This window comes from Sphingobacteriales bacterium (assembly GCA_016719635.1).
Taxonomy (GTDB): Bacteria; Bacteroidota; Bacteroidia; order Chitinophagales; family JADIYW01; genus JADJSS01.
The window spans coordinates 386,751-399,335 of record JADJYT010000004.1 but is presented as its reverse complement, the minus strand read 5'-3'; the positions used below and the strand labels follow the sequence as shown (position 1 = coordinate 399,335).

Sequence of the window (12,585 nt, the reverse complement as noted above, 5' to 3'; positions counted from 1 at the left end):
AATCTCATTAAGTATCTTATGAGACTCCTTACAAGGGAACGACATTTAAGCGGACATTTTTTAGTTTCTACACTTGGAAGGGGTAACGGATTTTAGTAAAGCGCGTTTGGGAGTTTCCAGAACTTTATATCTTCCAGATAGGCATCCTTGACCGCTTGTGCTACCATTACAGCCACGGGTTACGAGATCGAGGGTGACGGAAGATGTTATCGCGGTGTATGTCCGTCACACACCCAGCATTGGTACAAGTAGCTACCACTTTCATGCGAGTGGTGATTCTTCGCACGCATATCGAGAGTGCCCTGCGGAAGATACCCGGAAAGGCGAGCACATTGTTAATCTGGCTTCGGTAACGTCGCTTCTGCCCGTACCCACTACGCCTGCACCTCCGAGGTAGGCATTCTCCGGGGTAATTTCAGGAATCGGATTGGCGAGCGGGAAAATGACGGGAGCTGCATTCATGGTAGACACATCTTCGGTTGTCAGCTGGTTGGCCTGGCTTACCCCGATAAAGACATCCGCGTTCTTAAGGCCGTTTTAAGGGTTCCTTTCGTGTTGAACGGATTGGTATATTTTAATATTTCGCGTTTAAAGTCATTCAAATCCGACCGGTCCTTATGGATGATACCTTTGGTATCGCACATCACAATCTGTTTCACCGGCGTACAGACAGAAGGATCTATTTCATGGCACATCAACAATTTGGAAATTGCCAAACCCGCTGCTCCTGCTCCGTTAATGACCACTTTCAAATCTGCGATATTTTTATCGAGCAATTTGCAGGCATTGATGATTCCTGCGAGAACAACAATGGCGGTGCCGTGCTGGTCGTCGTCGAAAACGGGAATACCCAAACCCTGCAGACGTTCCTCAATTTCAAAACAGCGCGGTGATGAAATATCTTCGAGGTTGATGCCGCCGAAAACCGGATCAATATTTTTTAATGGTCTGAATGATCTCTTCCGTGTTCTGTGTGGCAAGGCAAATGGGAAAGCATCCACGCCTGCAAACTTCTTAAATAACATAGCTTTACCTTCCATCACGGGGATGGCAGCTTCAGGACCGAGATTTCCTAACCCTAAAATGGCAGAGCCGTCTGTAATCACGGCTACCATATTTCCTTTAATGGTTAAATCCCAGACCCTTTCCTCATCATTGGCAATCTGCCGAACCGGTTCTGCCACGCCGGGTGAATAACACAACGTCAAGTCATTTTTGGACTCCAGCGGAGTTTTGAGTTCAATGGAAATCTTCCCTCTCAGCATTTCCGTGCAATTCCAGGGATTCACGGGAATAATCTTTCATATACTATTATCTTCCTTTTTCTTGTAAAGCAGGATTGCTAATATAACTACAATAGTGCAGTATTGCCATACTTCAAAGCCGGGACGTTGTGTTTAATGATAAATTAAAGTTTGGATTCTGAGATTTGACAATTCCGTTTTAGAGAGCAGGATGCCTGAGACACTTACAATGATGGGAAATTAATTTATTAAATCCAATAAATACTCTAAATTTGACTGTTCGACACAAGCAGGACACTTACACTTGCAATATGACAACTATCCGTAGCTTAAAGACAATTTTAACTTTGACTGTTTTCTTTGCCCTGACTTCTTGCAATTTTGGTAATAAGAAAAGTGAACCTGTTTGGAGTGACTTGCCAAAATGTTACAAGTTTGGACAACTTAAAACAAACAGACTTTGTTATTACACTGGAAAATCCAATTTCAGAAAATAAAAACATTATTTATGCACCTGCATTTTTATATGCCTGGGACAAAATTAAAGAGGAACTTAAATCCCAATACTATCTGACAGCACAAACTCTATTGATTTTAACCTTTTAAATAAATCTATATCGCATCAACGTTCACTGACCGACAAAGAGTATTCTGTAACAGCAGCTATTATTGACGGTGCAATAATTGCAAAAGCATCTTTTAATAAGACACTTCCATTTGAAACAAAACTTCAGGCATTAGACGAACCAATAAATTTTGGCACTTCAAAGGTTGCTGCATTTGGAATGTATTATTATGATGAGGCCACAATAAAATTACCCAAATACTCTATTATAACAACGACAATAATTTCATTTTAAAACTTGTACCAAAAGACAATCAACATGAAATCATTTTTAGTAAAAGGGCTTGGACAAATATCAAACACTGAAAGATGCAATTAAACTCACTGATGAACTTGTAGCCCAAGGAATAAAGGAGCAGACAGACAGTAAGTTGTCATGGAAATATAAAATTGTACATGAAGATATATTTGCAATACCTGCAATTAAATTCAATATTGCGACAAACTATAAAAATATCGAGGGTCAAGAATTTTCAACCGGTGACAGTAAAAAAACATACCGTTGAAGTAGCGTATCAACGCACAGGATTTATTTTTAATGAAAATGGAGCAGTCGTTGAAAGTGAAGCAGTCATAGTTACCGACTCTGCAAGTGCTGTACCAATTATTACCCATCCAAAGAAGATGATTTTGACAGGCCATTTTAATCATCCTGAAACGGGCAGGCAAAGCAAACCCTTACTTTGTTATGAAAGTGGCAAACACAGAACTATTGACGAAGAAATAACGGCTGCCAACATTGGTATTGCCAATAGCGGGGCTTGACATTATGCATCAATACTAAGGAAGTAATTCTATCCATCTGATTCAACAAACAGTGCAGCTACAAAAGTACTAATGTTTCCGAATGACAGCATAGTGTTATTTTATTTTTCTATTTCTTTTAAAGTTGACTGAGAACATCATCTTCCTTTAAAAATTTCCAGCAGTATTTATATCCATTTTTGAAGTAATATCTAATCTGTAAAATGTTTTGGTTTTCTGTTGTAAAATCTGATTTGAAAACGGATTATTCAAATCTTCATTCTGATTACACCGGCAATTAGTGCTTACTTTTTGTAAAAGTTCAGGGTTTATGGCTTTTGATTGAATGGTACCTGAATTTTTACTAAACAGTAACTCACGATTTAGTACTTCTAACTCTATTATTTTATTATTATTGAATATTGTAAAATGTACAACTTCGTTTTCTATATTTTTAATGATATAAGGTTTATTTATATCAGAGAAGTATTCTTTAAACAAAAGAATGTCATATTTATTAAGACGTGTAAGCATTTCTCTAGAAGGTAAATTTAAGAAACCTGTTGGTTTGGTCGAATCTTTGCTTGCATCAATTTCTTGCTTAATTATATTATATATAACCCGTTGTGCGGTTTAAATAAAAATTTAAAAAAGATGTTGTGCATCATGTGATTAGCATGGTTTTTGCATGTATTTATTTGACTAACAATTACTTGCAATGCACAACATCAAAACAAATTTCGATAAAATTTATCAGCTTTCCAAAATTTATTTACATGATTTTATGGTAGATGATACAAATAACTTCCAATTTTACCGTAATCCGCCTAAAATGAATGATTGTGAAATTATTTCATTAGCCGTTTGTGCAGAAGCCTTAAGCATTGATTCTGAAAATTCATTTTGGAAAAAACTAAAGACAGAATATTATAATGACTTTCCCAATTTAATTGACCGTTCTAATTACAATAAACGAAGGCGAAGATTACAACATTTTATTCAACAACTGAATGAAAAAATAGCACATCATTTTTCGGCATTTGAGAATGTATTTATTGTAGATTCTATACCGATTCCTATTTGCCAATTAGCAAGAGAAAAACGTTCTAAAATTTGCAAACAGCATTTTGAAACAGCACCAGATAAAGGATATTCCGCAGTAAGCAAATCACATTATTATGGTTATAAACTACATGTATCTACTACCTTAAATGGCACGTTTATGTCAATGAATATTAGCAAAGCCAGCGTACATGATGTACATTTCTTAGAAACGATAAAGCATAGTGGAATGAACCATGCTATGCTGATTGGCGATAAAGGGTATTTATCCAAAACACATCAGTTAGATTTATTTGAAACATGCAAAATAGAATTAAAGACACCCATGAGAACCAATCAACAAAACTATCAAAAGTATCCATTCATTTTTAGAAAATGTAGAAAGAGAATTGAAACATTATTCTCACAACTTTGTGACCAGTTCTTGTTGAAAAGAAATTATGCAAAATCATTTGATGGATTAATCACCAGGATAAAATCAAAATTATGTGCCGTTACTGTTTTACAGTTTATAAATAAAAGCAACAACAAATCAATTAATCATCTTAAATTTGCGCTTGCTTAAACCGCACAACGGGTTATATATACTGTCATTTTTTGAATTGTATATTAGCATACAAGAATCAAAATTTACAGAAGCTGACGAAATTTTAAATTCTTTTTTGTCTTTACAAGAAAAGGATACGACAATTGCAAGCAGCACAAGTATATTTATTTTCTGACACATGATTTTAGGTTTAATGTGATTTTAATAATCTGCAGGTATAATAAACTAAACTTTAATTAAAACGAATAGTTTTTAGTGGAATATGAACAGTAAAGAGACAGTAAAAGCGTTTGTCATAAGTTTTATTTTTGAAAAATTTAATGGTTTCAAATGGAATTTATCTTTCAATTCAATGATTCAAGATTGCCGTCAAGGCATGCTTCAATGAACGCCAACAGCTAAATATACCCCATAAATAAATCTAATTGAAAAATTAAAAAACTAATCCCTGACGCATCGCACACTAAAGCCACCCTCCTTATAGTCGCTGAATTTACCTGCACCTGAATAATTGTATCTCAGATCGCGGTGCCACGCATTGTCTGTATCGTCCTCGTTAGAAGACCAAAAGAACCCGTAGCTCCCAATATCTTTGAATTGTCCAATGTAGTTTCGGTAACCAGCAGGAAGACCTGTAAAACCGCTGTTGTTGGTAGCACCAGTATTCGGTACCTTCCATCCGGCAACAGATTTCATATTACCTCCAGCCACTGCCAAACCTCCTAAAAAGTCAGTTAAAACGGTCCATTCTGCATCGGATGGAATATGCCAGCCCGCTGGTGCTAATTTGCCGGAATTTACCGCATACCAGTTGTAGAGCTTACCACCAGTGGTATCATTTGATGCATCGTTCTCATAAATCGAATATGCGCCATTCGTTGCAGCCCCCCAGGCGGCATTGCTTAACCCGGTTGGAATGGAAGTGCCGTCATTGTATCTGCTGGTTTTCAGATTCTCCAGCATCCAGTACTGATAGCCGATTTTTACAACTCCATATACATTACCGTCAATGTCGGTAACGGTCGTTTGATCATTTTCCATTTTTTTACAGTGCCTGCAAAACAAATGAATACTGCCATGAACAGTAAAGAGACAGTAAAAGTGTTTGTTTTGTGTTTCATATCTGAAAATTAAAATGGTTCTAATCGATATAAATTATTTGTTTTTAAACAAGAGTTTAGGTAAGAGAATAAACAGAAGGATGCAAACTAAAAATGAAAAAAATAAAACAATAGCCATAAATGCAAGTACTATATATACGCTCAAATTTATCATCCATCCAAAGGAGCTGTATAAAACATCAGCAGCATTGGTGCCAACAGTTGCTGATGCGTTATCTTTAAATTCGTTGTAGTGAACGAGCATCTGATAAAGGTGGTAAAAGGTATAAATTTCATAGATCAGTAAAGCAGCAATGATGCACCAGTTGATGCGTATCATGTACTTGTGAAGTGTACCATTTTTTTGAATGTTCTGTGGTTTGGTTCCTTCTGCTAATGCTGTTGTATTTCCAGTTTCCAAAACCGTTTGGTGCGAAAAATAATAAATGCAGAAATTCATTCTTATCGGTAATGCCTCTTTCAATATATAAGTAATATACTGCTAATACAATGCCAATTATAAGTATAATGCCGTACAGGAATGCTATAAAAGGAATATTCTCCATAGCTTATTTTATTAATTATTTTTATTTGTTAGGATTGTACTGATTTGGATTATCCAGTGTTTTTTGAACCTCTTCCAGCTTCAACAGAATATCCGGAATTTTATTTTCTGACATACCTAATGCCTGGATATCAAAATCGAACACCTCATTTTGTTTAGTAAAAATTGTAGTAAATCCTTCTTCCTTCATTACAAATCCATTGTTAGAGTAATGGATAACTGGCTTGAATAGATAATGTGTTATTTGATGAACTGGTATTTCTAATTCTAAATTTTTATCAATAAAAACACTTGAAAGTGCTTCGCCTAAAAATGGAACAATATTTAACCAGCCAAACCTTTGTTTATAAAACAACAGACGACGATTGGTCAAAAATAAATACCATCTAAATGCTTATATTCTTTTTTTTTCCTAAATAGGCAACAGCATCGTTGACATTAATTATTGTTTCATTATTTGCTTTATCAATAGCAATATTATCGCGAACTTGCCGCCAATGTAAAATAACAGGATTATAATTAGTATTATAATTCCGACTAGAATGATGATTCCCATAATTTTGTTTTATTTAAATGAAATTATTTTTCTCCGGCTTTTATTGGTGTGTCTGCAATTTTATGTAATGCGTATTCTTTAATAGTTATTTTTTCACCATTTTCAATGTTTACGAGCATCCATCCATAGAAATATCCACCTGCACTATTTTTTTTGCGAAATGCGATATACTGATCTCCGATATCTGTAAATCCTGCTGTTACACCAACAGTTAAACTAATATATAAAACAAATGAACCACTTTTCCATTCTGATAAAGAAGGTTGAATATTACTTCCTTTTTGTATTGTTCTTATTGATGTATATACAATACCTGGTTCCCAGTTCGTCAGAAGTTCATATTTACTATCATACACATCAACCTGAATGAGATGTTGATTTGGATTATCGTCAGGATGCACGATTACAAAAGTAAAATCTTGTAGTGCTTCACCATCTATAAACAAATCTTTTTTGGCATACCTATAGGATCTGTGGTTTCAATTGAAAAATCTAAAGTTACATCCTCAATATCAGGATTATTTACTTCTTCTTTCATGCATGCTGTATAGAACATAAGAATAATAGCATTACATATAAATTTATCTTTTTCATAAATGTATATTTTAGTGTATTATTTTTCTCCGGCTTTTATGGGTGTATCGGCAATTTTATGCAATGCATATTCTTTGATGGTTACTTTTTTACTTCGTTCAATATTTACCAGCATCCAGCCATAAAAATATCCACCTGCACTATTTTTTTTGCGAAATGCGATGTACTGATCTCCGATGTCTGTGAATCCGAATTCCCGCACGACAGAACCATCATCACTATTGAGAATAAGGTAATGCAAAGGGGAGAAAGGTCCCCAGATTGTATCTGATGGTTGTATGTCAGTATCCTTTTCCATGTTTTTGATAACCTCATCACCAGAATCATAATAACCCAAAAATTCATATTTTGAATCATATGCATACAAATCTATATAATACAATCCTGCATCTTCCTGATTATCAATACCAATACTAAAATCCACATCTCCTTCACCGATAATATTAACCTCTTTGAATTTTGTCAAGAGAGGTTCTGTATTTTCCAAAAAAACATCCAAAACAGCATCCTCAATATCAGGATTGTTTATTGCTTCATTTTTGCAGCCTGCAGTGGAAAACAACAACAAGAGTATTGCGTATAATTGTATTTTTTTTATAAACATTTTTTGTATTTATTTTTCTCCCGCTAAAATAGCGGTATCTGCTATTTTTTGTACAGCATATTCTTTTATAGTTAATTTGTGTCCGCCTGTTACATTTACTTTCATCCATCCGTAATAGAAATCACCCCCGTCATTTACTCTGAATCCGATAAATTTATCGCCTTGCTCGTTGATGCCAACCGGATAACCGGCGATGCCATTAAGGTTAAAATAGAATGAAGCTAAGGTGCTCCATGTACCGGAAGCTGAATTGACAGATGCACCTTCAGCAAATGATTTAATATTATTACTTACCGGTGATTGTGCTTCTGTAGAAAATTCATAAAAAGTTAATCCATTGATACCTACATCTGAGTTGTTTTTATTTAAACTAGGTAACACGCTGAAAATATTAAAATCATCGGTGCCGTCATCGTCTAAATCTATTAGTTCGTTATTAGCATTACCGCTGCTGTCTAATGATATGCTGACGGTTCTGTCGTCTATGTCCGGATTGTTTGTTACGGTCACTTTACTGCAGGCCATACTTCCTGCCAGTAAAAAAAGAATAACTGAAATTTTAACTGATTTCATAAATTTGTTTTATTGTGATGAATAATATTATTTAAATCGTGCAACTGCTGTCTCTTTTATGGGTACCTGTAATCTCTCTGCTATATATACTATGTTTGAAAACTGATCTGTATCATAAAAGACAAAAGCGCTGTTATCTGCAAAAATGAACTCAATAGAGATATACCTTTCACTTTCCATCTTTTCATATAATGAAGTATGATAGGTGATGCTGCGTAAGTTTTCCCAATTATATTTTTTATTGTTTTTTAGTGTAACACCTTCTTTGTCTATTAAAGCTATTGATTTTTTTTTATTATTTATCATTAAAAAGAGCAGGAAAAACGGAAACGCACCTAATACAACACCAAAAACCATATAATACACCCCATTTTCTTCGGCTTCCAGGCCACCCTTAAAAATGCCGATACCGAGCAATAAAAAAAATGAAAGCAAAATCAAACCCGCCAGCTTTCTTCCACTACTCATCTCATTCGTGTAGTAAAGGGCAATTGGCTGTTTAATTAGTTGCTGTGCTATTTGCAGGGTGTTGGACATTGTTGCGTGTTATTTTAATTTCACCGTAAGGGTATTGTAATTTCTGAAAAGATCTTTTAAAGTTGGTTCATCTTCCGGTGTAGCCATAATAAGATCCGTTCCGAATGGATTTTTTTAATCCACAACCTTTACAGTTATCAGGTATTGGATCACAAGAACCGCAGCAAACTATCTTATTCTCTTGGTCTATACTGCAACAAACACCAGTTTGAGCACATTCATTCCAACCATTGTCATTTTTCTTGGCTGCAATATTGGTTACATTAATATCAAAGATACGGTTATTTCCGCCATTCATTTTCTTAGAGGCACTTTCAGGAATCGTATCAACGGCTGCTGTAACTTTTGTTAATTGCATAACTTTAGCTGATTCATTTACTGCATAATCTAAACGATAGAGTTTAGCGATGACACTTGAATTTGGTCCATCCGAAAAAGTTAAACCATATTGAATGTTGTCAATATAGCCAGCCAACAATCCTTCATCGTTGACCGTAAATGGTAAAGTAGTTCCGTTAGGATCTGTAATAGAAAGCTCGTAGAAAGTGCTGTCTGTATCTTTATTTTTACAGGAAAAACTTAATAAAACGATTGCTGCAATTGCAATACTATATAATAAATTAATTTGATTTTTAAAGTTCATGATAGTGATATTATAAGTTAATAATTTATTTTGGATAGATAATTATTTTTCTTTTATGGCTATATCATTCGCTTCAGACCAAAAATCATAAGTACCGGCAGGCAGGATGTATTTTGATCTGTTTTCCCAGTAGTATGCCTTTTGTTCAGCATTGATAAGTATACTACCTGCAGAGAATGCACTATTGCCGTATGTGGCCATTCCGTTGATAGAATTATTATATGTATCGCTCGTTTGTACCTGAAACCTTGAGCCATCACGCCAATAACAAGCATCGTTATTTGTTCTGCCAGCAGCAAAAACAACATTATCAGAAAATGAGATTGCAACTACATCTGAATTTAAATCATTTTCTAAGATTGATATTAAATTATTTTTCCAGTATGCCGCTCTTTGTCCGCCAAAATTGTTGTAAGTATGTCCGCCAATATATACTGTGTTATTGACAATAAAAATATCATTCGCTACGCCAGGACCTAAAATAAATTGTTGTCCGTTTTTCCAATAAACAGCATTAATAGTGTTTCCGATTTTTTTCCATCCAACAACATATATATCACCCAGTGCATTGATTGCAACAGCATTTGCAACAGCATCTGTGCTGTTTGCCAATACTTCTTCCGTACCATTGCGCCAAAGTTTGGCAGTGTAGATCGAATCTGATACCCGTGCAACATAACCGCTTACATATACAAGATTTGACATTGCTGCAATATCAGTTGTGATGGCAGCATATCCTCTGTAAGTTGGTAAGTTTTGGCGTATACCATTTATCCAATACGTTGCACCTTCAGGAAAAAAGTGTCCTGCTACGTACATATTATCATCCTGAAGGAAAATGGCGTTGGCTTCTGAAGATGTATCAGAAAGTATTATTAGAGAGTCATTTTTCCATACGGTAGCCACTTGCCGTTCTGGTACGGCAATTCCATCAATAATCGTATCAGGAAGAGAAATATAACCTGTAGTATAAATATCAATAAATTCATTGATTCTATCTTTTTTGCAGGCACTTACTGAAAGAATAAAAATTAAAAAGGCGATGAGTGTGTATTTTTTCATAAATTTTGTTTTTTTTGTGAAATTATATTATTCTACAACAAAAATATCTCTGATTGTTGTCCGATTTGCTGTTACTTCTGTTGCATCTGAAATAACATTATTTTTCCAGTACTTTGCCGGTGTTCCGGAATAGCCGGTTACATATACATCGTTATTTTTTGAAACGAAAACAGAAGGATCGCTATTGTTTAGGTCATTAGATAATACTGTTGCTGTATTATTTTTCCAAATTTTATTTTCAGTGTCTCCTCCTCCTGTTATTGCAGTTCCGCTTACATAAACATCATTATCTTTTGCAAACACATCTGCTGCTAATTCAGTATTAACTCCGCTTGATAAAAATGTAACGATTCCATTTTTCCAGAGTGCGGCAGCGGTTTTTCCGCCGTATAGTGCGTATCCGGCTACATACACATCATTAGCATATAAAAATATTGACATCGCATTAGCATTAATTTGTCCTGTTGTTAAATCAACAGGAATTCCATTTTTCCAATACTTTACTACAATTTCACTATCCGGATTTTTTTCATACCCTGCGCAGTAGATATCATTATTATAAATTTTAATGCTATTTATTTGTGCATCATAAGTGCCATTGGTGAGATTAACTGCTATTCCATTTTTCCAGTATTTTGCAACCGATTTATTATTGCTGTTAAATTCGTAACCTGCACAGTAAATATTATTATTCTCATCCACATCAATAGAACGAACAGATGCATTGTATGTTCCGCTTGTTAATGTAGTTTCCGTTCCATTTTTCCAATATTTTGCAATACTCTTTTCACCTAGTACCCTACGTGTACTTCCGCCAATAAATACATCGTTATTTTTCACAACTATGCTGGTTGCAGCAGAAATATAAGCGGGTGTTCCCAACGCAGTTATTTTCCCATTTTTCACCAAAATGGCTATATTTTCATCACCAGATATACTTTGCTGACCAACCAGATATACATCTGTAGTTGGCTGTTTATCTTTTTTGCAGGCACTTATCATCATCAAAAATAAAATGCCAATTATAATTACTTTCTTTTTCATATTGTATGTTTTATTTTGCAGCTGATTGTATAAATTTAACTTGGATTTTAATTTTTCAGATAAATTATTCAACAACAAAAACAGATGTTGCTTCTGCTCTTCTTTCAGCCGTATTTTCAGAAGTAAGGTTATAGCTTTTGCCATTTTTCCAGTAATGTGCAATCATAGGACTTGCGCCGTCGTTATTTGTATCATTTCCAGCTAAATAGACATCACTTCCAGATATAAAAATATCATTTAGTGTTATTCCCTGCCTGGATGGTTCATCGATTATATTTATTACACCGTTTTTTAAGTATGCGTTTGCCCTATTATCAATTTCTGTATCAAATCCTGAGAATAGTATATACATATCATCGCCGTTAAAGACTACTTTTTTAGGGGTGAGCAGGTCTGTAACAATTTCAAATGCAGTATTAGCTAACCAAAAGGTTGGTTTGTCATCTATTGAACCAAATGAAATAACCGAGTCGCCTTTTGCAGCTATGTCATCTACCCTTGAATAATTTGCAGATGTTGAAATTACAAATGGGGCACTGTTTTTCCAATACATTGCTACTAAATTTCCGTTTGCAGCTCTTTTATAGCCGCCAACAAATACATTGTTGTTTAGAATAAAAATAGAACTTGCTCCAGCATAGTTAGGACCATTTGTGAGATAGTTAATTATTCCATTTTTCCAATATACAGCTTTGTAAATTCCATCTTCTATTACTGATCCTGAAATATATATATCATTATTAACAACTTTCATATCTGTTGTAAAGGCATTTGCTGTTCCATCTGTTAAATTTATACCAGTTCCATTTTTCCAATACTTAGCTACAGAAAATCCGTCATAATAGGCAGTTCCGGAAACATATACATTTCCATTTTGCACTACAATGGTGTTGGTCAGCTCGCTTTTGGTTCCATCAGACAGATTTATTAATTTTCCATTTTTCCAATATTTAGCTATCCAGTTATCAGCTCCATTTAACTGATGACCTGCAACGTAAACAACCGGCGTTTGTTGATTTTCTTTTTTGCAGGCACTTATCATCATCAAAAATAAAATGCCGAAAATTATTGATTTCTTGCTCATA

Annotated in this window: 15 protein-coding genes and 1 pseudogene; 3 read left to right on the top strand and 13 right to left on the bottom strand. The window is 34.7% G+C overall.

The window, feature by feature from the left end; translation table 11 throughout:
* Positions 1-92: 92 nt before the first annotated feature.
* Positions 93-1,305 (bottom strand): annotated as a pseudogene (locus tag IPM95_10665) (NADP-dependent malic enzyme).
* Between the two features lie 335 nt (positions 1,306-1,640).
* On the opposite strand from IPM95_10665, the gene IPM95_10660 reads away from it, so the two are divergent.
* Together IPM95_10660 and IPM95_10655 are read left to right on the top strand one after the other, a co-directional pair.
* Entirely contained in the window at positions 1,641-1,850 is a 210-nt protein-coding gene (locus tag IPM95_10660) for a hypothetical protein (GenBank protein ID MBK9329750.1), read from the top strand.
* Positions 1,851-2,265: 415 nt separating this feature from the next.
* Complete coding sequence (locus IPM95_10655) at positions 2,266-2,634, top strand: hypothetical protein (protein MBK9329749.1); 369 nt, start codon at positions 2,266-2,268, stop codon at positions 2,632-2,634.
* A 147-nt stretch (positions 2,635-2,781) separates the two neighbouring features.
* Here IPM95_10655 and IPM95_10650 read toward each other — a convergent pair whose 3' ends face one another.
* Positions 2,782-3,147 carry a hypothetical protein gene (locus IPM95_10650; GenBank protein MBK9329748.1) on the bottom strand — a complete coding sequence of 122 codons (366 nt, stop codon included), beginning with the start codon at positions 3,145-3,147 and terminating at the stop codon, positions 2,782-2,784.
* Between the two features lie 250 nt (positions 3,148-3,397).
* On the opposite strand from IPM95_10650, the gene IPM95_10645 reads away from it, so the two are divergent.
* Complete coding sequence (locus IPM95_10645) at positions 3,398-4,240, top strand: IS982 family transposase (GenBank protein ID MBK9329747.1); 843 nt, start codon at positions 3,398-3,400, stop codon at positions 4,238-4,240.
* Between the two features lie 423 nt (positions 4,241-4,663).
* On the opposite strand, the gene IPM95_10640 is transcribed toward IPM95_10645, so the two are convergent.
* The 11 genes from IPM95_10640 to IPM95_10590 form a co-directional block, all read right to left on the bottom strand.
* Complete coding sequence (locus IPM95_10640; GenBank protein MBK9329746.1) at positions 4,664-5,263, bottom strand: fibrobacter succinogenes major paralogous domain-containing protein; 600 nt, start codon at positions 5,261-5,263, stop codon at positions 4,664-4,666.
* Between the two features lie 114 nt (positions 5,264-5,377).
* Positions 5,378-5,782 carry a hypothetical protein gene (locus tag IPM95_10635; GenBank protein MBK9329745.1) on the bottom strand — a complete coding sequence of 135 codons (405 nt, stop codon included), beginning with the start codon at positions 5,780-5,782 and terminating at the stop codon, positions 5,378-5,380.
* 127 nt (positions 5,783-5,909) lie between these two features.
* The gene (locus IPM95_10630) at positions 5,910-6,242 is read right to left on the bottom strand and encodes a hypothetical protein (protein MBK9329744.1); all 333 of its coding nucleotides are present in this window, start codon (positions 6,240-6,242) and stop codon (positions 5,910-5,912) included.
* A 224-nt stretch (positions 6,243-6,466) separates the two neighbouring features.
* The gene (locus IPM95_10625) at positions 6,467-6,889 is read right to left on the bottom strand and encodes a hypothetical protein (protein ID MBK9329743.1); all 423 of its coding nucleotides are present in this window, start codon (positions 6,887-6,889) and stop codon (positions 6,467-6,469) included.
* A gap of 167 nt (positions 6,890-7,056) precedes the next feature.
* The gene (locus tag IPM95_10620) at positions 7,057-7,641 is read right to left on the bottom strand and encodes a hypothetical protein (GenBank protein MBK9329742.1); all 585 of its coding nucleotides are present in this window, start codon (positions 7,639-7,641) and stop codon (positions 7,057-7,059) included.
* A gap of 9 nt (positions 7,642-7,650) precedes the next feature.
* Positions 7,651-8,214, bottom strand: coding sequence for a hypothetical protein (locus tag IPM95_10615; protein ID MBK9329741.1), 564 nt, complete (start codon positions 8,212-8,214; stop codon positions 7,651-7,653).
* A 27-nt stretch (positions 8,215-8,241) separates the two neighbouring features.
* Positions 8,242-8,751, bottom strand: a complete 510-nt coding sequence (locus IPM95_10610) for a hypothetical protein (GenBank protein ID MBK9329740.1) — start codon at positions 8,749-8,751, stop codon at positions 8,242-8,244.
* Positions 8,752-8,818: 67 nt separating this feature from the next.
* Positions 8,819-9,394, bottom strand: a complete 576-nt coding sequence (locus IPM95_10605) for a hypothetical protein (GenBank protein ID MBK9329739.1) — start codon at positions 9,392-9,394, stop codon at positions 8,819-8,821.
* A gap of 42 nt (positions 9,395-9,436) precedes the next feature.
* Complete coding sequence (locus tag IPM95_10600; protein ID MBK9329738.1) at positions 9,437-10,456, bottom strand: hypothetical protein; 1,020 nt, start codon at positions 10,454-10,456, stop codon at positions 9,437-9,439.
* A gap of 27 nt (positions 10,457-10,483) precedes the next feature.
* Positions 10,484-11,644, bottom strand: coding sequence for a hypothetical protein (locus IPM95_10595; protein ID MBK9329737.1), 1,161 nt, complete (start codon positions 11,642-11,644; stop codon positions 10,484-10,486).
* Entirely contained in the window at positions 11,565-12,584 is a 1,020-nt protein-coding gene (locus IPM95_10590) for a hypothetical protein (GenBank protein ID MBK9329736.1), read from the bottom strand. The genes IPM95_10595 and IPM95_10590 overlap by 80 nt, the downstream gene beginning before the upstream one ends.
* Position 12,585 lies beyond the last annotated feature (1 nt).

Bases quoted from the DNA above. Each gene is read 5' to 3' on its own strand.
- IPM95_10655 (MBK9329749.1), top strand. From the start codon at position 2,266: ATGAAGATATATTTGCAATACCTGCAATTAAATTCAATATTGCGACAA.
- IPM95_10650 (MBK9329748.1), bottom strand. From the start codon at position 3,147: ATGCTTACACGTCTTAATAAATATGACATTCTTTTGTTTAAAGAATAC.
- IPM95_10645 (MBK9329747.1), top strand. From the start codon at position 3,398: ATGGTAGATGATACAAATAACTTCCAATTTTACCGTAATCCGCCTAAA.
- IPM95_10640 (MBK9329746.1), bottom strand. From the start codon at position 5,263: ATGGAAAATGATCAAACGACCGTTACCGACATTGACGGTAATGTATAT.
- IPM95_10635 (MBK9329745.1), bottom strand. From the start codon at position 5,782: ATGAATTTCTGCATTTATTATTTTTCGCACCAAACGGTTTTGGAAACT.
- IPM95_10620 (MBK9329742.1), bottom strand. From the start codon at position 7,641: ATGTTTATAAAAAAAATACAATTATACGCAATACTCTTGTTGTTGTTT.
- IPM95_10615 (MBK9329741.1), bottom strand. From the start codon at position 8,214: ATGAAATCAGTTAAAATTTCAGTTATTCTTTTTTTACTGGCAGGAAGT.
- IPM95_10610 (MBK9329740.1), bottom strand. From the start codon at position 8,751: ATGTCCAACACCCTGCAAATAGCACAGCAACTAATTAAACAGCCAATT.
- IPM95_10605 (MBK9329739.1), bottom strand. From the start codon at position 9,394: ATGAACTTTAAAAATCAAATTAATTTATTATATAGTATTGCAATTGCA.
- IPM95_10600 (MBK9329738.1), bottom strand. From the start codon at position 10,456: ATGAAAAAATACACACTCATCGCCTTTTTAATTTTTATTCTTTCAGTA.
- IPM95_10595 (MBK9329737.1), bottom strand. From the start codon at position 11,644: ATGGCAAAAGCTATAACCTTACTTCTGAAAATACGGCTGAAAGAAGAG.
- IPM95_10590 (MBK9329736.1), bottom strand. From the start codon at position 12,584: ATGAGCAAGAAATCAATAATTTTCGGCATTTTATTTTTGATGATGATA.